General features: G+C 63.7%; 16 protein-coding genes. 8 read left to right on the forward strand and 8 right to left on the reverse strand.

Features of this window, described 5'->3' with window-relative positions; translation table 11 throughout:
- Positions 1-12: 12 nt before the first annotated feature.
- From C2U37_RS00105 to grpE, 7 genes are all read right to left on the reverse strand, one after another.
- Positions 13-1,428: a glycoside hydrolase family 32 protein gene (locus tag C2U37_RS00105; protein WP_102948700.1), complete on the reverse strand. Its 1,416-nt coding sequence runs from the start codon at positions 1,426-1,428 to the stop codon at positions 13-15.
- Complete coding sequence (locus tag C2U37_RS00110; RefSeq protein WP_102948701.1) at positions 1,428-2,792, reverse strand: sucrose-specific PTS transporter subunit IIBC; 1,365 nt, start codon at positions 2,790-2,792, stop codon at positions 1,428-1,430. The genes C2U37_RS00105 and C2U37_RS00110 overlap by 1 nt, the downstream gene beginning before the upstream one ends.
- Positions 2,793-2,875: 83 nt before the next feature.
- Positions 2,876-3,790 (reverse strand): aminoimidazole riboside kinase, encoded by a 915-nt coding sequence (locus tag C2U37_RS00115; RefSeq protein ID WP_234918007.1) that lies wholly within the window; start codon positions 3,788-3,790, stop codon positions 2,876-2,878.
- A gap of 156 nt (positions 3,791-3,946) precedes the next feature.
- The gene (locus C2U37_RS00120) at positions 3,947-5,437 is read right to left on the reverse strand and encodes a carbohydrate porin (protein ID WP_104451702.1); all 1,491 of its coding nucleotides are present in this window, start codon (positions 5,435-5,437) and stop codon (positions 3,947-3,949) included.
- Positions 5,438-5,701: 264 nt separating this feature from the next.
- Positions 5,702-6,838 (reverse strand): molecular chaperone DnaJ, encoded by a 1,137-nt coding sequence (gene dnaJ / locus C2U37_RS00125; RefSeq protein WP_045524008.1) that lies wholly within the window; start codon positions 6,836-6,838, stop codon positions 5,702-5,704.
- A gap of 114 nt (positions 6,839-6,952) precedes the next feature.
- Positions 6,953-8,881, reverse strand: coding sequence for a molecular chaperone DnaK (dnaK, locus tag C2U37_RS00130; RefSeq protein ID WP_052814974.1), 1,929 nt, complete (start codon positions 8,879-8,881; stop codon positions 6,953-6,955).
- Between the two features lie 284 nt (positions 8,882-9,165).
- Entirely contained in the window at positions 9,166-9,741 is a 576-nt protein-coding gene (gene grpE / locus C2U37_RS00135; protein ID WP_029314044.1) for a nucleotide exchange factor GrpE, read from the reverse strand.
- A 263-nt stretch (positions 9,742-10,004) separates the two neighbouring features.
- Between grpE and nadK the strand changes: the two genes are divergently transcribed.
- On the forward strand, positions 10,005-10,889 hold the full coding sequence (nadK, locus tag C2U37_RS00140; protein WP_010673644.1) for an NAD(+) kinase: 885 nt from the start codon (positions 10,005-10,007) through the stop codon (positions 10,887-10,889).
- A 24-nt stretch (positions 10,890-10,913) separates the two neighbouring features.
- On the opposite strand, the gene C2U37_RS00145 is transcribed toward nadK, so the two are convergent.
- Positions 10,914-12,071 carry a GGDEF domain-containing protein gene (locus C2U37_RS00145; protein ID WP_104451703.1) on the reverse strand — a complete coding sequence of 386 codons (1,158 nt, stop codon included), beginning with the start codon at positions 12,069-12,071 and terminating at the stop codon, positions 10,914-10,916.
- Between the two features lie 306 nt (positions 12,072-12,377).
- Between C2U37_RS00145 and recN the strand changes: the two genes are divergently transcribed.
- From recN to C2U37_RS00180, 7 genes are all read left to right on the forward strand, one after another.
- Positions 12,378-14,042 (forward strand): DNA repair protein RecN, encoded by a 1,665-nt coding sequence (gene recN, locus C2U37_RS00150; RefSeq protein ID WP_042014248.1) that lies wholly within the window; start codon positions 12,378-12,380, stop codon positions 14,040-14,042.
- Between the two features lie 467 nt (positions 14,043-14,509).
- Positions 14,510-14,950, forward strand: coding sequence for a universal stress protein (locus C2U37_RS00155; protein ID WP_039039240.1), 441 nt, complete (start codon positions 14,510-14,512; stop codon positions 14,948-14,950).
- A gap of 194 nt (positions 14,951-15,144) precedes the next feature.
- Positions 15,145-16,308, forward strand: a complete 1,164-nt coding sequence (locus C2U37_RS00160; RefSeq protein ID WP_102948705.1) for an efflux RND transporter periplasmic adaptor subunit — start codon at positions 15,145-15,147, stop codon at positions 16,306-16,308.
- Complete coding sequence (locus tag C2U37_RS00165; protein WP_102948706.1) at positions 16,305-18,323, forward strand: MacB family efflux pump subunit; 2,019 nt, start codon at positions 16,305-16,307, stop codon at positions 18,321-18,323. Before C2U37_RS00160 ends, C2U37_RS00165 begins: the two co-directional genes overlap by 4 nt.
- A complete protein-coding gene (locus tag C2U37_RS00170) occupies positions 18,320-19,693 on the forward strand; it encodes an efflux transporter outer membrane subunit (RefSeq protein ID WP_102948707.1) in 1,374 nt (457 codons plus the stop codon). Before C2U37_RS00165 ends, C2U37_RS00170 begins: the two co-directional genes overlap by 4 nt.
- Positions 19,694-19,825: 132 nt before the next feature.
- Positions 19,826-20,632, forward strand: coding sequence for a siderophore-interacting protein (locus tag C2U37_RS00175; RefSeq protein ID WP_102948708.1), 807 nt, complete (start codon positions 19,826-19,828; stop codon positions 20,630-20,632).
- A gap of 251 nt (positions 20,633-20,883) precedes the next feature.
- Entirely contained in the window at positions 20,884-21,990 is a 1,107-nt protein-coding gene (locus C2U37_RS00180; RefSeq protein ID WP_069651643.1) for a 3-deoxy-7-phosphoheptulonate synthase, read from the forward strand.
- Positions 21,991-22,016 lie beyond the last annotated feature (26 nt).

Below are 22,016 nucleotides of genomic sequence, written 5' to 3' on the forward strand. Positions count from 1 at the left end.
ACTGATACCGGGCTATTGTACTAGGCAGGTCGCCAGCGGCCAGTGATCGAGACAAATTTTGCTGCCATCACCACCGCAACGTGCGGAAAGTACTGGGTTTTCGCCGGGGAAGTAACGGGTCGACAAGCTCTGGCGACCGCCATCGACGAAGCACTCCAGGCTGGAGCGGTCACACAAGACGGTGATCTTGCCCCCAAGCCAGGGGGCGCTTCGCTCCTCCCACTCCCCGCTCTGCCAGTTCTGGCGACGCAGGACAAGACGCCCCGGCAGCCAGCACAGCTCGACCACGGCCCCGAACCCGAGGCGCCCTTCACCGCACAGCGCCAGATCGAGCCAGGCCGAGTCGATGGCCAGGGCAGGCAGCTCGTCCGGCGCCCCCTCGAAGCGGGTCTGCTCCCCTTTCAGGGCGCCCAGCTCAGCCACCGGCCGCTGGCAGAGCCACTCATCCTGCCAGAACAGCTCCCGCGGGCAGCTCATCTGGTGGATCCAGCCGTGCTCGAGAGTGGGCTGGCTCATCTCGTTCTCCTCCGGCAAGCCCAGCCAGCCGAACAGCAGGCGCCGCCCCTGGCTGTCCTGGGTAGTCTGGGGGGCATAGAACTCGAATCCCCGGTCCAGTTCATGGAAAGCCCCGTGCTCGAACCTCTCGCCGTCGAAATCACCCGCCAGCCAGCCGCACTGGTAGAGGTTGCGATAATCCTCTCCCTGCGGGGCAATCCCCTGCGGGCAGCTGATCAGCACATGGCGATCTCCCAGGGGGAAGAGGTCCGGACACTCCCACATATAGCCAAACTCCCCGAGACCGCCGCGCCCGCTGCCGGCGATGGGGCCCACCAGCGTCCAGGCATCCAGGGTATCACCGCGATAGAGCAGCACTTCCCCCCGATCGTCCAGGGTGCGGGCCCCCAGCACCATCAGCCACTGCCGACCGTCGTGCCACACCTTGGGGTCGCGCACATGGCCGCTGTAGCCTGCGGGCAGGTCCAGCACAGGGCCCAGCTTGGCAAAGCCCCCCGCACCGTCGGCGCGGGCCAGACACTGGTAGGCGGTGCGGCTGCCGTCCGGGTATTTGACGTTGCCGGTGTAGATGAGGGTCAGACGCCCCTGCTCATCGCTCACCGCCGAGCCCGAATAGCAGCCGTGGCTCTCATAGGCCTCGGTGGGCAATAGCGCCACCGGCTCATGCTGCCAGTGCAGCAGATCGGTGGAGGTGACATGCCCCCAGCCCTTGTTGCGGTGCTCGCAACCGAGCGGGTTCCACTGGTAGAAGAGGTGATAGCGCCCGTCGTGCTCGATGAAGCCGTTGGGATCGTTGAGCAGCCCCACAGGGGCTGCCAGGTGCCAGCGGGGCCGATGGGGATCGGCCGCCGCCTTGAGCTGTCCGGCCAGCAGGGACCGGACAACCTGGTTCAGGAGATGGCTTTCCTTCATCACTCCACCTTGTACTTGAGCAGGTAGGAGGCGGCGAAAGCGGCGCCAAAGGCGATCACCAGACCGATGACGTAGTGGATGAGGCTCATGGGCTGGACGATGGCCATGCCCGGGATGCCGGTCAGGCCCACCGCCGTCATGCCGACCTTGGCCGCCACCACGTAGGCGCCGCCGCAGGCCCCGCCGAACAGACCGGCCAGGAAGGGCTTGATGTAGCGCAGGTTGACCCCGAAGATCGCCGCCTCGGTGATACCGAGCAGGCAGGACATGGCCGCCGGCACCGTGATGGCCTTGATCTTCACATCGCGGGTCTTGAAGTAGACCGCGAGGCAAGCCCCACCCTGGGCCACGTTGGCCATGGCCCAGATGGGCAGCAGGAAGTTGACGCCGATGGCAGGGTTGGCCAGCAGCCCCGCCTCGATGGCGTGGAAGCTGTGGTGGATGCCGGTGATGACGATAAGGGAATAAGTCCCGCCAAACACCAGACCCGCCAGCCAGCCCGCCTGCTCATAGAGGGCGCTCAGACCGAACGAGATGCCATCCCCCAGCACCCGCCCGGCGGGGCCGATGAAGAGCAGCGCCACGAAGCCGGTGATGATGACGGTCAAAAACGGGGTGAGGATGAGATCCAGGGCGTCAGGGATGCGCTTGCGCAGCTGCTTCTCCAGGTGGGACATGAACCAGACTGCCAAGAGCACCGGGAAGACGGTGCCCTGGTAGCCGATCATGGCGACATCCAGGCCGAAGAAGTCCATGGTCTTGAAGCCCCCGGCCACGCCCCAGGCGTTGGTCAGGGCCGGGTGGGTGAGAATGCCGCCGAGCGTCGCCCCCAGATAGGGGTTTCCGCCGAATTCGCGCGCCGCCGTAAAACCGATGAGGATCGGCAGGATGATGAAGGCTGCCGAGCTGAACATGTCGAGCATCACAAACAGGGCGCTGTCTGCGTTGACCCAGCCGTAGGTGCGCACCATGCCGAGCAGCCCCATCAGCAGGCCGGACGCGACGATTGCCGGGATGATGGGGACGAAGATGTTGGAGAGGGTCCGCGCCAGGCGCTGTGCCACATTGAGCTTGGCCGTCGCCATGTCGGTCAGCTCCGCCTTGCTGGCGGTGCCGGTACCGGTCAGCGCCACGAACTCCGCATAGACCTTGTTGACCAGGCCGGTGCCGAAAATGACCTGGATCTGGCCGGCGTTGCTGAAGCACCCCTTGACCCCCTCCAGCTTGTCGATGGCGGCCTTGTTCACCTTGCTGTCGTCCGCCAGCACCAACCGCAGCCGGGTGGCGCAGTGGGCGGCGCTGACGATGTTCTCCTTGCCCCCGAGCAGGGGCACCAGATCCTGGGCTATCGCGCTGATATTCATATTCTTCCTCTTATGACCCGCCACGCTGGCGGGCCCTTGTCACATGAGAGTAGGGGCTGTCGAGCCGGGCTTCTAGCCGCAGATCAACAGCCGTCTGCGCCTGATCGCAAAAATTCATCCAGCCGGGTGCGGGTGGGCAGTGCCGTCATCGCCCCCTTGGCGGTGGTGGCGAGCGCCCCGCAGCCGTGGGCCTGAGCCAGAATGGTGGGCAGCTCGGCCAGCGTCGGCAGCGAGGTCCGTTCGGCCAAGGCCGCCAGCAGCCCGGCGACGAAGGCGTCCCCCGCCCCCGTAGTATCGAGTGGCGTCACTTTGGGCCCCACCCACTCCAGCAACTCGCCACCCAGACGGGCCACCACGCCCCCCGCCCCCCGGGTCACCAGCACCAGTGCCGGGCCTGAAAGAGTGGCAAGCCCCGCCGCCAGATCGTCCAGACCGCTCAGCAGTTGCAGCTCCTCCACCGAGAGCTTGACCACGTCTGCGAGGGCCATGGCCTCGCGCACCACGGGCAGCATCTCGGCAGGGTTGCCCCACACCTCTGGCCTCAGGTTGGGGTCGAAGCAGACCCGCCCCCCGACGGCACGGATGGTCGCCATGGCTTGCAGGCAACTGCTGCGCACCGGCTCGTTGGCGAGCGCAATGGAGCAGGTCAGCAGCCACTGCCCGGCCTGGAAGACCGGCAGATCGGCGTGGCTCAGGAATTGATCGGCACTGGGGCGCACCATGAAGGTGAAGCTGCGCTCCCCCGCGTCATCGAGATCCACCAGCACCGTGCTGGTGCGATGGGCCGGATCCTGGATCAGGTGGCGAATGTCGACCCCCTCCCTGGCCAGGGTCTCCCCCATGAAGCGGCCGAAGGGATCCGCGCCGACCCGGCCAATGAAAGCCGACTCCCCGCCGAGCCGGGCAACGCCCACCGCCACGTTGGCCGGTGCGCCACCCGGACATTTGAGGTAGTGCTGCTCCCCTTCCGGGATCAAGTCCACTACCGCATCCCCCATTACCCACACACGATTCGTCACCTTGTTGCTACTCCACTGCTGCACAGGATTTGCCGGGGTCAGCCCCGGGTTCTGGGTCCGCATTATCAGCTAAACCGTTTTAGCTAACCAACAGATCCCGGGGCCGCCTGCCATTTTTGTGATCGGGATAACGAACTAGAACCAGGTTTCCATCTGCACGCCAAAGTTCCACTCGCCCCCGGCGGTGAAGTTGCTCTGGCCCATGGCATCGGAGCTGGCGTAGTTGTCGAGCTCGGAGGACCAGTCCATCCAGGTGGCGAACACCCGAAGCTCGGGCCGCTCGAAGAAGCCGGCGGTCTGCGCCTTGAAGGTCGGCGCGAAGGTGAGCTTGGTGAAATCGCCGCTCACCGCCTGACGACCCTTGTAGCCCTTGGGATCGAGGTCCATGTACTGCCAGGTCGCCTCGTAAACCAGCTCGACGTTCTGGCTCAGCACCTGGGCCAGGCGGCCATTGAGGGTCACCCAGCGGTACTCGTCCCCTTTCACGTAACGATCCTGGCTGTGCTCGGCCAGCAGGGCCGGGGCCACACGCCAGCGGGGCGCAAGATCGGTGGCGCCAAACACTGCGACCCGCACCGCATCGGCATCCGGCAGCAGCTCGCTGTCGGAGCCCAGCCCCTTGAGCTCGGCACCCAGACCGTGGCCATACAGCACCGCCGCCTTGGAGAAACCGGGGTTGATGCCAAAGAAGCTGTCGGCGTGGTAGGCCACCAGGGTGTGGGCACCCTTGTTCGCCGCTTCGCTGCCCGCGCCGCCGTCGTTGATGCGCGCCTCGTTATCCTTGGCGGAGAGGCCGTTCAGCATCCACTGCCAGTTGCCAACGCGGTTGTTCATGGTGAGGATGTAGCTCTCGATGTCGGAGAGACCGCTCGCGCTGATGTCGCCGTAGTCGCGCCCGTAGAGGGAGAAGTTCGCCTTCCAGCTGTCGGCCAGCTGCACGTCGTAGACGCCGCCGCCGGTACCGGCCAGGAAGACCACGTCCGAGTCGAGCCAGTGGATGTCGAAGTTGTCCCGGTCAAAGCGCTTGCCCGCCCAGAGCACCGAGTGCTGGAAAGGACCGCTGAAGCTCGCCAGATCGCCGATTTCGGCAAACACCTGGCGGGTGTTGAGGCTGGAATCGCTGGCGGTCCAGTCGTTGCTGGTCTCCACTCCGTCCGCCAGCATCAGCTTGTAGCGGGCCCAGCTGCCATCATCGAAGGTCTGGGTCTTCAGCAGGTTGGCCTCCATGTAGGTGTCATCCTCGTTGCCAAGGCGACCCACGGCGCCGCCCACCGAGCCGGCCGGGGTGATGTAGGGGCCGCCGCGGCCACCGTTGCCGTTGCCGTTCACCAGCAGGCCCGAGCGGGCATAGCCGTGGAACTCGAAGCCCTGGGCACCGGCGGTCTGCTTGTCCACCTTCTCGCTCTGGGCCTTGGCCACGGCGGCGGTCTCGCGGGCTTCGTTTGCCTTGCTCTGGGCCTCGTCGGCCCGCGCTTCGGCAGCGGTGGCACGCGCCTCGGCTGCCTGCACCCGCGCCTCCAGCGCCGCCAGACGAGCCTCGATACCACCATCCGCCGCCCACAGCGGGCTGCTCATTCCCAATCCCAGCGCCACGGCCAGCGCCAACTTGCTCTTGAACATCGTCATCGTCCTCACCTGTCTTCTGTCGCCCGTCCGGGCTCTGTTGTTGTTGACGAGCCGAGGATAGCTAAACCGCTTTAGCTGACTCAATATGCCAGCTAAACCGTTTCAGCTGGAGTGTGAGCGGGATAACATTTGTACAGGGGGAATTGGCGGAAGTTGTGAGGAGGATCCCTCATCGGGATCCACTCAATAAGGGGGGATCCAGGCCAGATGGCGGGCAAAAAAAAGCCGGCACATCCGTGCCGGCTTGGGTAACGCGGGTCGCGTTTATTTGGTCAGGTCGTCGAAGAAGCGTTTCACCCCTTCGAAGAAGCCCTCGGATTTCGGCTTGTGGGTCTTGGCAGCGGCGCCGCTGAAGGAGTCGTCCAGCTGGCGCAGCAGATCTTTCTGGGTCTCGGTCAGCTTGACCGGAGTCTCGATCACCACCTTGCACATCAGATCCCCCACCTGGCCGGAGCGCACGGACTTGACGCCCTTGCCCCGCAGGCGGAACAGCTTGCCGGTCTGGGTCTCCGGGGTCACCTTGAGCTTGACCCGGCCATCCAGGGTCGGCACTTCAATCTCCCCGCCGAGCGCCGCCGTGGTGAAGCTGATGGGCACTTCGCAGTAGAGGTCGTTGCCGTCACGGACGAAGATCTCGTGCTCGCGCACGTGAACCTGTACGTAGAGATCCCCCGCCGATGCGCCGGTTTCCCCCGCTTCCCCTTCGCCGGAGAGACGGATGCGATCCCCGGTGTCGACCCCGGCCGGGATCTTGACCGACAGGGTCTTGGTCTTCTGGTAGCGCCCTTCCCCATGGCACTTGCGGCACGGATCCTTGATGATCTTGCCGCGACCGTGACAGTGGGGGCAGGGCTGCTGCACCGCGAAGAAGCCCTGGCGCATCTGCACCTGGCCGGAGCCGTGGCAGGTGGGGCAGGTCTGGGCAGAGCTGCCGGTATGGGCACCGGAGCCGTTGCACACTTCGCAGTGGACCTGGGTCGGGATCTTGATCTCCTTGGAGACCCCGCGCACCGCCTCTTCCAGCGTCAGCTCCATGTTGTAGCGCAGATCAGCGCCACGGGCCGGGCCGCGACGACCGCCCCCGCGACCACCGAAGATGTCGCCAAACACGTCGCCGAAGATGTCGCCGAAATCGGCACCACCGCCAAAGCCGCCGTGGCCGCCACCCTGGCTCGGATCCACCCCGGCATGACCGTACTGGTCATAACGGGCACGCAGGTTCTCATCGGTCAGGACCTCGTAGGCTTCCTTGACCTCTTTGAACTTCTCTTCAGCCCCGGCATCACCCTGGTTGCGATCCGGGTGATACTTCATGGCCAGACGCTTGTACGCCTTCTTGATCTCGCGCTCGTCGGCACCTTTCGACACCCCGAGCACTTCGTAGAAATCGCGCTTCGACATACTCATCCTGTTGCTATATCAGCAGTTACGCAGACGGGCGTTGGTTACCCAACGCCCGTGAATTCATGGACTCAAGTCGATGGGCGAAGCGGACTTCGCCCATCCGGGTCGGGCTTACTTCTTGTCGTCTTTCACTTCTTCGAACTCGGCGTCGACCACGTCGTCGTCAGCCTTGGCAGAAGAGGAGGACTGACCGGCGTCAGCACCGGCGGCGCCTTGCGCCTGAGCCTGCTGCTGGGCAATCTCCATCAGCTTCTGGGACGCTTCCAGCAGCGCTTGCTGCTTGGCTTCGATGGCAGCCTTGTCGTCACCCTTGATGGCGGATTCCAGCTCGCTCAGGGCAGTCTCGATCTTGGTCTTCTCGTCGGCAGGCAGAGCTTCACCGGCTTCGGTGACCTGCTTGCGCACGGAGTGGACCAGACCGTCAGCCTGGTTGCGGGTCTGCACCAGCTCTTCGAACTTCTTGTCCTCGGCCGCGTTGGCTTCGGCTTCGCGTACCATGCGTTCAATCTCGTCATCAGACAGACCGGAAGAGGCCTGGATGGTGATCTTCTGCTCCTTGTTGGTCTCCTTGTCTTTCGCGGAGACGTGCAGGATGCCGTTGGCGTCGATGTCGAAGGTCACTTCGATCTGCGGCAGACCGCGCGGTGCCGGGCGGATGCCTTCCAGGTTGAACTGGCCCAGGGACTTGTTGTCGCTGGCGCGCTTGCGCTCACCTTGCAGCACGTGAATGGTCACGGCAGACTGGTTGTCTTCGGCGGTGGAGAACACCTGGGACTTCTTGGTCGGAATGGTGGTGTTCTTCTCGATGAGCGCGGTCATCACGCTGCCCATGGTTTCGATCCCCAGGGAGAGCGGAGTCACGTCCAGCAGCAGTACGTCGGTCTTGTCACCGGACAGTACGGCACCCTGGATGGCAGCACCCATGGCCACGGCTTCGTCCGGGTTGACGTCTTTGCGCGGCTCTTTGCCGAAGAAGTCGGCCACGGTCTTCTGAACCAGCGGCATACGGGTCTGACCGCCCACCAGGATGACGTCGTCGATCTCGCCAACCGCCAGACCGGAGTCTTTAAGGGCGACACGAACCGGCTCCAGGGAGTCTTTCACCATGTCTTCCACCAGGGATTCCAGCTTGGCGCGGGTCACCTTGATGTTCATGTGCTTCGGACCGGTGGCATCTGCTGTGATGTACGGCAGGTTGACGTCGGTCTGCTGGGCAGAAGAGAGCTCGATCTTGGCTTTCTCGGCGGCATCTTTCAGACGCTGCAGGGCCAGCTGGTCGTTGCGCAGGTCAATGCCCTGCTCGCGCTTGAACTCGTCAACCAGGTAGTTGATGACGCGGTTGTCGAAGTCTTCACCACCCAGGTGGGTGTTACCATTGGTCGCCAGTACTTCGAAGGTGGTTTCCCCTTCGACTTCGTCGATCTCGATGATGGAGATATCGAAGGTACCGCCCCCTAAGTCATACACGGCAACCTTGCGCTCGCCCTTGACCTTGTTGACGCCGTAGGCGAAAGCCGCGGCAGTCGGTTCGTTGATGATGCGTTTTACATCCAGACCGGCGATGCGACCGGCATCCTTGGTGGCCTGACGCTGGGCGTCGTTGAAGTAGGCCGGTACGGTGATGACGGCTTCGGTCACCGGCTCGCCCAGGTAGTCCTCGGCGGTCTTCTTCATCTTTTTCAGCACTTCGGCAGAGATCTGCGGCGGTGCCATTTTCTTGCCTTTCACTTCAACCCAGGCGTCACCGTTGTCGGCCTTGGCGATGGCGTACGGCATGATTTTCAGGTCACGTTGTACTTCGTCATCTTCGAAACGACGGCCGATAAGACGCTTGATGGCGAACAGCGTGTTCTTCGGGTTGGTGATGGCTTGGCGCTTGGCCGGCTGACCAACCAGGATTTCGCCGTCATCGGCATAGGCAATGATGGACGGAGTAGTACGGTCGCCTTCCGCGTTCTCGATCACGCGAGCATGGTCGCCATCCAGAATAGCGACGCAGGAGTTGGTAGTACCCAGGTCAATACCGATGATTTTACCCATTTGACGAATCTCCAAATACTTTGAATAAACTGGCGAGGGGCTCGCCTTGATACGTTAACGGCTAGGTGGGGCCTGCCACTGTGGCTTTCAAGCTCCCGGCATCAAATTTTTTGTGCCGCCGTGGCCTTGCAACCTATATGGGGTCTCAAGTCGGCGCTTCAAGTCCGGCCCTGAAAAAACCTGCATACAGGCCACCTGACAGCCAAATGACGCCAGACAGTTTTTTTTGGCGCCACATCCAACAAAAAGCCCGCCAAGCGGCGGGCTTGGTGAGAACAGCGTGATCAGTCAGCGGACTTGGACACCATCACCATGGCCGGGCGGATGACGCGGCCGTTGAGCTCGTAGCCCTTCTGCATCACGGCGATCACGGTGTTCGGCGCCACGTCGGCACTGGGCACCATGCTCATGGCCTGGTGGGCATTGGGGTCGAACGGCTGGTTGGTCGGGTCCAGCGCCACCAGGCCGAACTTGGCCACGCCGCTCTGCATGGATTTCAGGGTCAGTTCGACCCCTTCAATCATCGGCTTGAGGGTGTCGTTCTCCTTGTCCGCCAGCTCGATGGCGCGCTCCAGGTTGTCCAGCACCGGCAAGAGCTCTGCGGCGAACTTCTCCAGTGCAAACTTGTGGGCTTTCTCCACGTCCTGAGCGGCACGGCGACGCAGGTTCTCCATCTCGGCGACGGCGCGAATGGCGCGCTCGCGCTCTTCCAGGGAGGCCTGCTGGGCCGCCTCCAGCTGGGCCTCCAGCTCGGCGATGCGGGCCTGCTCGGCTGTCACTTCACTGTCTACATCGGTCGGCTCGACTGGCTGGGCTTCCACTTGCTCCATCGCTTCAACCTTTTGTTCTTCGTGGCTCATGACATCTCCAATATTCAGGGGTTGCGTGTGAGGGTGGCTGGCGTTCAGACAAGCGACACGCGCCAGCAGACCCTGTGTTGGCGCTATTATGGGGACACAGCCCCGGCTTTCAAGGGGAAAAGGGCAGATCGGGCACAATGGCGCCCATCCGCGTGCCAGGCAGCCCCTTTTCGGGGCCGATTGCACCAACCGCCACGGAGGCAGACAAATCCCCGGCAAAGCGCGGTATACTCCCCCCAAGACTCCCCCAGACCCGATAACCTATGGATTCTCCGTTCAAAACCGTTGCCCTCATCGGCAAGCCCCATCACGAGGGGGCCAACCAGACCCTGACCGGCCTGTACCAGTACCTGACCAGCCGCGGCTTTCGTGTGCTGCTGGAGAGCCGGGTGGCCCATACCCTGGGGCTGCTCGGGGAGAACGTGATGGATCTGGTGCAACTCGGCGAGCAGGCGGATCTCGCCATCGTCGTCGGCGGTGACGGCAACATGCTGGGGGCCGCCCGGGTGCTGTCACGGTTCGATGTGGCGGTGATCGGGGTGAACCGGGGCAACCTCGGCTTCCTGACCGATCTCTCGCCCCAGGATTATCTGCTGCCCCTGGAGCAGGTGCTCTCGGGTCACTTCAAAAGCGAGCATCGCTTCCTGCTGGAGGCCGCCGTCTATCGCCACGGGGAGCGCAAGTCGAGCAACCTCGCGGTCAACGAGGCGGTGCTTCACCCGGGCAAGATCGCCCACATGATCGAATTCGAGGTCTACATCGACGGCAGCTTCATGTACAGCCAGCGCTCGGACGGCATCATAGTGGCGACACCCACCGGCTCCACCGCCTACTCCCTGTCGGCAGGGGGCGCCATCCTCACCCCCAAACTCAACGCCATCACGCTGGTGCCCATGTTCCCGCACACCCTGAGCAGCCGCCCCATCGTGCTGGATGCGGACAGCGAAGTGCGGCTGCTGGTCTCGCCAGACAACCAGGACGACGCCATGCAGGTGAGCTGCGACGGCCAGGTCACCCTGGCGGTCCACCCGGGGGACGAGATCCTCATCAAGAAGAGCAGCCACAAGCTTCATCTGGTGCATCCGCTGGATTACAGCTACTTCCACGTGCTGCGCAACAAGCTCGGTTGGGGCAGCAAACTCTTCTAGCCAGGCACTATCGGTGGCGAGGGTCTACCCCTCGCTGCTTTCGACCAGCCGAGGCAGTGCCGGCTCGAATGCCAGATGCACCCCGTTTCGCCCCGCTTCCTTCACCCGGTACATGGCAGCATCGGCTTTGGTCAGCATCAGTGCCAGGTCAGCCTCGGCACTGGCGCACACGACCCCCATGCTCACCGTGACCCCCTCGCACGGCAGGCAGGCCCCCTGCCGGGAGCCCGTCTCTATCTGGCGGCGGATCCGGTCACAGATGTCGCGGGCCATCTGGCCGCTCACGCCCCCCATGATGATGGCGAACTCCTCGCCACCGATGCGCCCCACCAGATCACCCTTGCGTACCTCGGCCACCAGCACCCCGGCCACATAGCGAATGACCTCATCCCCGCAGCCGTGACCAAACTGGTCGTTGACCCGCTTGAAGTGATCGATGTCCAGGACCACCACGCAGCGCGTCTGGCCAGGCGTAGCCCCCTCTCCCTGCCTGAAGAGGCCGCGCCGATTGAGCACCCCGGTGAGGGGATCCCGCTCCGAGAGCGCCAGCAATGCCTCCTCCGTCTCCACATAGGCCACCAGAGGCAGCAGCAACACCGAGCCGATGGTCAGCACCATGTGCATGAAGAAGATGAGATCGAGCCAGCCTCCGTCTCCCATCCGCCCTTCGGCTCCCAGCAAGAGCAGCCCCCCCTGACTCAGCAGGATGGTGAAATGCAGCAGGTAAATGAGCGCCACCACATGGAGCACCCGCTTCTGTTGCCGGCCGAGAGAGACGATGAGGCAGGCGCACCACAGGTACAACATCGACTCCATCAGGGCCAGCACAATGCGCACGGGGGCGAGGCTGGACAATCCCAGATAGAGCAGCAGCAACACCGCCACGCCTCCCCCCACGGCACGGGGATGCCATGCGCGCTCGTAAAGCGCACAAAAACCGGCGAGCAACAGCAGGATGCTCATGAGCGAGACCAGGCCGCCGACCCGGATGCCCAGCGCCGGATGGCCGCCCAACACCCCCAGACTGAGCAGCAGGATGGAGAGGGAGAAGAGAAAAGCGGAGAGGGACCAGTACAGAAAGTTGCCTCGACCCGGCTTCAGGGAGTGGATGAACAACATGATCAGCCCCGACATCAGGTTGATTGCCAGGGAGATCAGCAGCAGGGTCGGGGTATGGATCATCGTGACGCATCCTTGCGAAGAGGTCTGTGCACAGCCCAGGCTCAACCAGGACTGTTTCGAGTGTGTCTCAACCCGCTACTCACCACAAGAGAGCCCCTCAAGGTGGCTTCTCGCATCGCCTCAGCCCATGCCAGGTACGCAGGTTGATTTTGCAGGCCATCTGATCGGCGTCACACCCATGCCGCGGCCTTGACATCCTTGCCCTCCCCCTGTTTCGCAAAAATCCTCCCTGCCCACTTTACTGTATATAAAACCAGTATATACTGGATGCATAGACAGTAATGTTGACCCATACAGGATGAGACCATGCTGACCCAGCTGACCGTCAACAACTTCGCCATCGTCAAGTTTCTCGAGCTCGATCTGCAACCGGGGATGACCTGCATCACCGGGGAGACCGGGGCGGGCAAATCCATCGCCATCGATGCTCTGGGGCTGTGCCTGGGGGAGCGCGCCGAAGCCAGCATGGTGCGCCCGGGCAGCGACAAGACCGAGGTGAGTGCCCGCTTCCTGCTGGAGGGTAATCCTGCCGCCCGGGCCTGGCTCGCCACCAACGAGCTTGAAAATGACGGTGAGTGCATCGTCCGGCGGGTACTGTCCGCCGAGGGGCGCTCTCGCAGCTATATCAACGGGGTTCCCGTCCCCCTCGCCCAGCTCAGGAACCTGGGTCAACTGCTGGTCAACGTCCACGGTCAGCACGCTCACCAGATGCTGCTCAAACCCGATTACCAGCTCGCCCTGCTGGACGGCTACGCCGGTCATCATCTGCTCCTCGACGATGTGCGCCGCCACTACCAACAGTGGCGCCAGTTGCAAAACGAGCTCAACCGGCTCAAGGCCGAGCAGCAGCAGCGGGAAGCCCGCCGTCAACTCATCGAATACCAGGTGCAGGAGCTGGACGAATTTGCCCTTCAGCCGGGAGAGTTTGAAGAGATTGAAGAGGAGCATCAGCGGCTCGCCAATGGCACCGAGCTGATGCAGGAGTGCGGGTATTGCCTCGATCTGCTCTATGACAATGAAGAGACCACCATCGCCGGTCTGCTGCAGACGGCGGTGGACAGGGCCGAGACCCTGGTCGGCATGGACAGCCGGCTTGGCAACGTACTCGGCATGCTCAACGAAGCGCTGATCGGCGTACAGGAGAGCCACAGCGAGCTGCGCAGCTATCTCGACCGGCTGGAACTGGATCCAGAGCGCTTCAACGAGCTGGAAAGCCGCCTCTCCAAGGCCATCAACCTGGCACGCAAGCACCATGTCAAACCGGCGGAGCTGGCCCTGCACCATCAGGAGCTGGCCGCCGATCTGGCCCGCCTCAACTCCGACGAGGAGCGTCTCGAGGGGATGGAGGACGAGCTGGCCTCGGCCCGCCAGGCCTTCGTGCAGGCCGCCGAGGCCCTGAGCCAGAGCCGCCAGCGCTATGCCGAGGAGCTGGGCGCCAAGGTAAGCGCCAGCATGCACGAACTGGCGATGCCAGATGGCCGCTTCGCCATCGAGGTGCGACCCGATGCCCAGAGCAGCCTCTCGCCCCTTGGCATCGATCGGGTGGAGTTCATGGTCACCACCAACCCGGGTCAGCCCATCCAACCCCTTGGCAAGGTGGCTTCCGGTGGCGAGCTGTCGCGTATCAGCCTCGCCATCGTGGTGATCAGTGCACGCAAGATCTCCACCCCGACCCTTATCTTCGACGAAGTGGATGTGGGGATCAGCGGCCCGACCGCCGCCGTGGTGGGCCGCCTGTTGCGCCAGCTCGGCGAATCCACCCAGGTGATGGTGGTCACCCACCTGCCCCAGGTGGCAGGCAAGGGTCACCAGCACATGGTGGTGAGCAAACACACCGACGGCAAGACAACGGAAACCCAGATGCAGGCGCTCACCCCGGGTGCCCGGCTCAACGAACTGGCCCGCCTGCTGGGGGGCGATCAGATCACCGACAACACCCTGGCCAACGCCCGTGAGTTGCTCGCAAGCTGACCACGGGGCGGACGGGATGCCCTCCCGTCCATGTCGGCCTTTTCAGATTGACCGTGCCATCATCGCGCTGGCCAGTTGAAGCCTCTTGCCGATGGCACCGGCCTGGTTGGCCCATGCCGTGAGCCACAAGAAAGAGGGGGAGCCCGGGCTAATCCGCGGCACGTGTCTTGATGCTCAGTCTGAGCCTGTCAGCCTGGTCATCACCCAGTCGGGTTTCCATCGCCATGGTCAGAACGCCACTCATCTTCGTTGCACTCATTCATATATCGAACGGACCCACTCCTTCATTTTCCATTCAACTCAGTCTGTTATGATGATGTAAACGGACTCGGTACCTTCAGTTGCCATCGACAGAAGGTGACGCTTGATGCAAACACACCGGGTTCGTTTGAGCTGACATTTCGCGGGAAGGGAGGATGGGAGCGCGCTTCCGCCGTCTGACCCGCACCTGCCAAGGAGAACTGCTTATGAGCCCGACCAATATTGTGCTGTTGCTGGAAGGCAAGGATTACGAGCAGGAGACACTGGCCAAGGCGAGCCGTCTGGCACAAGGGCTGGGCGCCAACCTGACCTTGTTGCACCTGACCCACAGCAGCAAGACCCGTCGCAATAGTCTGTCCCTGTCACAAGAGGAGCGCAGCCCCCAGGGCACCCTGGATGCCAAGGCGATCATCAGTGAACTCATCACCCAGCTGTCTCATCCGGTGGATTACCAGTGCCTGGTGGTGGATGACGTGGTGCCGGATCTCCAGCGCTGGCTGGCCGCCCACCCCGCCGATCTCTTGCTGGTCGGCAGCCGTCATCACTGGATGGAGGGCTCGCTAGCCCGCCTGCTCCTCTACAAACTGCCCCTCGATATCCAGATCTGCCACGAGCCTCACGCCGCCTTGCTCAAAGCCGTCGGTTGACACCACAAGACCCGCTCCCTGAGCGGGTCTTCTTGTTTCTGACGCCCCGCCGTCACCCTCCCCCAGCTTGACCTCCTCCACTGCGTCACCGCCAGAACCACACGATTTCTTACACATTGCTCGCTTCTTTTTGAGGGCCATTTGCTGCACGATATGGCCCTTGCACGCCTTCGCTCGTTTCGTTCAGGTGATAAATGAAAGCTCTTCGAAAACCCGGCAAGCTCGCCCTGCTCGCCCTTGTGCTGATCCCTCTCGTCACCTGGCTGGCCTGGCCAGGCAACACACCGGACCCGGTACTGACCGCAACGGTAACCCGCCAGGATGTGGAGCAGACGGTGCTCGCCAGTGGCGTACTGCAGGCCATCGAGCAGGTGGATGTGGGGGCTCAGGTCTCGGGTCAGGTCACCTATCTCGCGGTGGAAGCGGGTCAACAGGTCAAACAAGGAGAGCTGCTGGCGGAGATCGATCCCCTGATCGCCCAGAACAACCTCAAGACCGCCGAGGCGGAGCTGGCCAGCCGCCGCGCCCAGCTCAAGATCAAGCAGGCACAGCTCAAACAGAACGAGCTTGCCTGGCTCCGCCAGCAGCAGATGTTTCGGCAGGAAGCGAGCTCTCGTGCGGATCTGGAGAGCGCCGAAGCCCAGCTTGCCGTCACCCGGGCCGAGCTGCAAAGCGCCCAGGCCGACATCGACAACGCCATCATCAAGGTGGAGCGCGCCAAGACGGAGCTCGGCTACAACCGCATTCAGGCCCCCATGGATGGTACCGTCGTCTCCATCGTCACCCGGCAGGGGCAGACCCTGGCCGCCAGCCAGACGGTACCGACCCTGCTCAAGCTCGCCAATCTCGACACCATGACGGTCAAGGCCCAGATCTCCGAAGCGGACGTCACCCGTGTCAAAGCGGGCATGCCGGTCTATTTCACCCTGATAGGGGATCCGGATACTCGCTACCACGGTACCCTGCGCACGGTCGAGCTGGCCCCCACCAACATCAATGAGCAGACGGCCAGCACCACGGCCACCAGCAATGCGGCCATCTACTACTATGCCCTGTTCGATGTGCCCAACCCCGGCCATCAGTTGAGGGTCGCCATGACGACCCAGGTCACCATCGTACTCGGCGAGCGCAAGCAGGTACTGGCCATTCCCCAGACCGCCCTCGGCAAGAAGACTGGCGACAACGAGTACGAGGTCAGCCTGCTCAAGGCAGGGGACCAGAGAGAGACCCGCCGCATCAAGACCGGCATGAAGGATGACATCAAGATTGAGGTGGTGAGCGGCCTGACCGAGCATGAGAAGGTGATCCTGGAGCAGGGCAAGCCGGCCCTGCACGATGAAGGGGAGATGGACCCGTGAGCGAGCCCCTGATCCGTCTCAAGGGCATCGAGCGGCGCTACCAGAGCGGAGAGCACGAAGTGACCGTGCTGCACCCGCTGGATCTCGCCATCGATGCCGGGGAGATGGTGGCCATCGTCGGCGCCTCCGGCTCCGGCAAATCGACCCTGATGAACCTGCTGGGCTGCCTCGATCGCCCGAGCAGGGGCCAGTATCTGTTTCGCGGCCAGGACACCGCGACCCTGGATGCCCTCTCCCTGGCACGGCTGCGCTGCCACCACTTCGGCTTCATCTTCCAGCGCTATCACCTGCTGCCCCATCTGGATGCGGCCGCCAACGTGGAGATCCCCGCCATCTATGCCGGCACCGCCCGCCTTGATCGCCAGGCCCGTGCCCGCACCTTGCTGACCCGCCTGGGACTGCAGGATCGCAGCCACCACAGACCCGGCCAGCTCTCCGGCGGTCAGCAGCAGCGGGTCAGTATTGCCCGGGCGCTCGCCAACGGCGGCGAGGTGATCCTAGCGGACGAACCCACCGGCGCTCTCGACAGCCAGAGCGGCAAGGAGGTGATGACCATCCTCAAGGAGCTGCACGCCCAGGGCCACACCATCATTCTGGTGACCCACGACATGGCGGTGGCAAGCCATGCGGATCGCATCATCACCCTGCGTGACGGGCGGGTAGTGGAGGACAGCGGCCATCGGGCGACCGATGACAACGCAGCCTCCCCATCCGGGGCGCCGGCCCACCCGCTGCCAGGTGATGGCAGCCAGCTGGCCCCTCCCCCTGTCGGGCAAGATGCACAGGGCACAAGCGCCGCCGTCCGCACCGCAAGCCGGGGCTGGGATCGCTACCGGGAGGCGGGGCGCATGGCCCTGCACGCCATGCTGGCCCATCGCATGCGCACCTTCCTCACCATGCTCGGCATCATCATCGGCATCGCCGCCGTGGTCAGCGTGGTGGCGCTGGGTCAGGGGGCGCGCGCCAAGGTGATCGACGACATCAACGCCATGGGCACCAACACCATCGACATCTTCCCCGGCAAGGACTGGGGAGACGAGAAGGCCGCCAGCATCCAGACCCTGAACGAGCGGGATCTCGACGCGCTGCTCGGCCAGCCCTATCTGGAGGGTGCCAGCCCCCAGATAGCGACGTCGGGCCAGCTTCGCTATCGCAACAAGACCAGCAGCGGCAGCGTGATCGGGGTCGGCAACGACTTTTTCCGGGTCAAGGGGATGACGCTCACCCAGGGGCGCCTGCTCGATGAGCGGGACATTCGCAACCGGACGGCAGTCGCCGTGGTGGATGGCAAGACCATAGAGAGCCTGCTCGGCCAGGTGGACCCGGTCGGCCAGGTGGTGCTGGTCGGCACCCTGCCGGTGCGCATCGTGGGGGTGGTCACCCAGGAGACCGGCTTTGGCCGCAGCAGCCAGTCGGTCAATGTCTGGCTCCCCTACAGCGCCGTCATGAGCCGTCTCCTCTCCCAGCAGCACTTCACCCAGATCACCATCCGGGTCAAGGACGGCGTCCAGCCCGCCCTGGCCGAGCAGGCGGCAGTCGCCCTGCTGACCCAGCGACACGGCGTAAAGGACTTCTTCACCTTCAGCAGCGACAGCATCGTCAAATCGGTGGAGAAGACCACCGCCACCCTGACACTGCTGGTCTCCGCCATCGCGGTGATCTCCCTCATCGTCGGCGGCGTCGGAGTGATGAACATCATGCTGGTCTCGGTGGTGGAGCGCACCCGGGAGATAGGGATCCGCATCGCCGTCGGCGCCCGCCAGTCCGACATACTGCAACAGTTCCTCATCGAGGCGGTGATGGTCAGCCTGCTGGGGGGGCTGCTCGGTATCGGCCTCGCCCTGCTCATCGGCGCTCTCTTCTCCCTGCTCGTGGAAAGCTTCCAGATGCGCTTCTCGCTCTTCTCCATCCTGATGGCCTTCGGGTGCTCCTCCCTCATCGGGATCCTGTTTGGTTACCTGCCCGCCCGCAATGCGGCCAGGCTCGATCCGGTGGAGGCACTGGCGAGGGAATGACGATGCACAACCTATCAAGGCTCGGGCTAAGCCTGATGCTCACCGCCAGCCTCGGTGCCTGCAGCCAGCAGAGCACCTATCACAGACCCGATCTCGACGTGGCGCCAGCATGGCAGCAGGAGAGCCGGGGTCTCACCGCGCAGCAGGCTGGCCCCTGGTGGCAGGGATTCCAGGATCCCGCGCTCGATCGCCTGGTCGAGGCGGTGCTGGCCGCCAACCCGGACATGCGGGTGGCCGGGCTCAAGCTCAAGAACGCCCTGCTCGGCGCCGATCTGGCTGACACCAACCTCACCCCCTCGGTCAGCGCCAATCTCGGGGCCAGCGGCACCAAGAACATGAAAGATGGCAGCGCCAGCAGCAACCTGGGCCCCTCTCTCAACCTCAGCTACGAAGTGGATCTCTGGGGCAGACTGGCCGCGACAAGGGATCAGGCGAGCTGGGAAGCACAAGCCAGCGAACAGGATCTGGCCGCCACCCGGTTGCTGCTCATCGGCAAGACCCTGGAGCAATACTGGCAACTGGCCTACCTCGGCTCGGCCATGACCCTGGGCACCCAGCAACTGGGCAATCTGGAGCGCATTGAACGCCTGACCCGCGCCAAATACGAGGCGGGCGCCGTGACCCGACTCGATCTGGTACAGGCCAGCCAGCAGAAGGCAGGCAAGCAGGCGGAGCTCGCCACCCTCACCCAGCAGCGGGCACAGGCGGGCAATGCTCTTCGCCTGCTGCTGGGCCGCAGCAGCGGGCCGCTCGCTGACGCTCCCGACGCCCTGATCATGGGCCCGATCCCGTCCGTGGCGGCTGGCATCCCCGCCGATGTGCTGGCCCGGCGGCCCGATGTGCGCGCCGCCGAACTCAGGCTGCGCAAGACCCTTGCGAGGGGAGACGAGATCCGCACCGGCTTTTATCCCACCCTGAGCCTGACCGGCGGTGCCAGCACCACCTCGGATACCCTGACCCAGGTGCTGCAAAATCCAGTCGGCACCCTGGGCGCCACGCTGGCGCTCCCTTTCCTCGAGTACAACAAGACCCGGCTCTCCATCGCCAGCGCCGACATCGACTACCAGATTGCCGAAACCGAATTTCGCAAGCAGCTCTATACCGCGCTGCTGGAAGTGGAGGATGGCCTGGCCGCCCGTCAGCAAGGGGAACAGCGGCTGCGCTATCTGGAGCAGCAGAGGGCCTATGCCCGGGAGGCCGAGAGGCTCGCTGGCGCCCGTTTCCTGGCCGGAGCCACCGGGGTGCAACCCTGGCTGGATGAGCAGAACCGCCTGTGGGATGCCGAGCTCGCTCTGCTGGCACAGCAGCAGGCCCAGCTCAACAACATGGCAGGCATCTATCGGGCGCTGGGGGGAAGCGATCGAACCTGACCCAGGCAGAGAGTGTGGGATCGCGATGGACATCCCGAGGAGGTCAATCGCGACCCATTCTGCCCACAAACCAATTGATAATAGTTTTCATTTCATCAAGAATGGGCGCCATCATCAGCCAGGAGTATGCCCATGTCTCAACCCGCCCCGGCCAATCGCCCCCGCCTGCTCACCGTCAAGCATGTTCAGGATGTGAGCCCGCACCTGCGCCGAATCTGCCTGACCAGCCCCGAGCTTGTGGACTACCCCTTCAGCTGTGGCGGTGCTCATGTCAAGATCATGCTGCCCCGACCGGGTCAGCGCGAGATAGTGTTGCCCACCCCCACCGACAAGGGGCCTCGCTGGCTCGATCCCGCCCAGAAACCCGTCATTCGCACCTTCACCATACGCGCGTTTCGCCGGGAGGCGCTGGAGCTCGACATCGACTTCGCCCTGCACGGCGAGGCCGGCCCCGCCAGTCGTTTCGCCCTGCACGCCAAACCGGGTGACAGGCTCGCCATCTCAGGCCCGGGCGGTCCCGACCCCATGCTGCAAACGGCCGAGCACTATTACATGGCGGGGGATCTCACCGCCCTGCCCGCCATCAGCGCCATGGTGGAGATGATGCCGGCCCATGCCCTCGGCCATATCGCCCTGCTGGTCCCCCATCAGGACGACGTGCAGGATCTGTCGCTGCCGGCCGGCGTCGACCTGCGCTGGTTCGTGGGCAATCCGGAGCAGGCCGCGACTCTGGTGGCGCATTTCACCGCCCAGCCCATGGTCGCCGAGGGGAGCTATTTCTGGTTTGGCGGGGAAGAGAGCCTGGTCGTGCCGCTGCGCCGCCACGTCAGACGCGCCCTGGATGCCGAGCGCCAGCGGGTCTACGCAGTCCCCTACTGGCGCAGCGGCAAGGATGAAGACGCCTACCATCAGGACAGGCACGCCGTGATGGACAGCTGATCCCCTCTTTATCTTGTGACTGGCGGGCTTCTTCCCTCGGGGAAGCGGCCTGCTTTTGCTGCGGTTCCCCCGCCATCGTTCTCTCTCCCCCCATCTTCGCCTGGCGATTTCATTGCACTTGCATTTGAGACAAACACCAAGATAATGACAATCATTCTCAACAACTGCGATGAGCCGTGAATCTGTCTGCTCCCAACAGGATGCCGCATACGGGTTCCCCATCGCACACATGCACAGCAAGGTAACTCCAGATGGCAGTTTTGAATTCGGTCATGCGCGCCTTCGCCATAGAGGCGCTCCCCACCCCTGCCGAGCTGCTGGCGCAGCACCCCTGTCCGGCCGACATGGCCCGGCATATCGACAGCCAGCGCCATCAGGCACGCCGGATCCTGGCAGGTGAAGACGATCGCCTGCTGGTCGTGATTGGCCCCTGCTCCATCCATGATCCCGTCGCGGCCCTGGACTATGCCGGACGGCTGGCACGATTCGCCACCGCCTATGAAGACAGCCTTCAGATAGTCATGCGCGCCTATTTTGAAAAGCCGCGCACCACGGTGGGCTGGAAGGGGCTGGTCTTCGATCCGCACCTGGACGGCAGCAACGACATCAATCGGGGATTGCATCTGGCACGCCAGGTGCTGCTCGACATCAATGGACTGGGGCTCGCCACCGCCACAGAATTCCTCGACACCACCAGCTTTCTCTATCTCGCCGATCTCGTCAGCTGGGGCGCCATCGGGGCACGCACCACGGAGTCTCAGGTCCACCGGCAATTGGCCTCCGCACTGCCCTGCCCCGTGGGATTCAAGAACGGCACGGACGGCAATATCCGGGTCGCCATCGATGCCATCCAGGCCAGTACCGCCTCCCATCTCTTCACCGCCCCCGGCAGCCAGGGCGGCATGGTAGTGATCAAGAGCGAAGGCAATCCCGACGGCCATATCATTCTGCGTGGCGGCACCCTGCCCAACTACCACCAGAGCGATGTGGCGGAGGCAGCAGACCGCCTCACCCGCCAGGGACTCCCCCCTCGCCTGATGGTGGATTGCAGCCATGGCAACAGCCAGAAGCTGCACACGAACCAGCTGAAGGTCGCCAAAGAGCTCTGTCGCCAGCTGAGCGAAGGGAGCCAAGCCGTCGCCGCCGTCATGGTCGAGAGCTTCTTGCTGGGAGGAAACCAGAAACCGGCTCCTCTGGGTGAACTGCAATACGGTCTGTCAGTGACCGATGCCTGCCTCTGCTGGGAAGAGAGTGAACACCTGCTTGCCATGCTGGCAGAGGCGGTCCAGGCCCGTCGCCGCACCCGGAGAAAATACACACACGCCGTTCAGTCTGAACTCGGACAACCCGTCATCTAGCATTCGGTTTATTTGTTTGCCACCAA

The organism is Aeromonas sp. ASNIH1 (assembly GCF_002934285.1).
In the GTDB taxonomy this organism is placed as follows: domain Bacteria; phylum Pseudomonadota; class Gammaproteobacteria; order Enterobacterales; family Aeromonadaceae; genus Aeromonas; species Aeromonas caviae.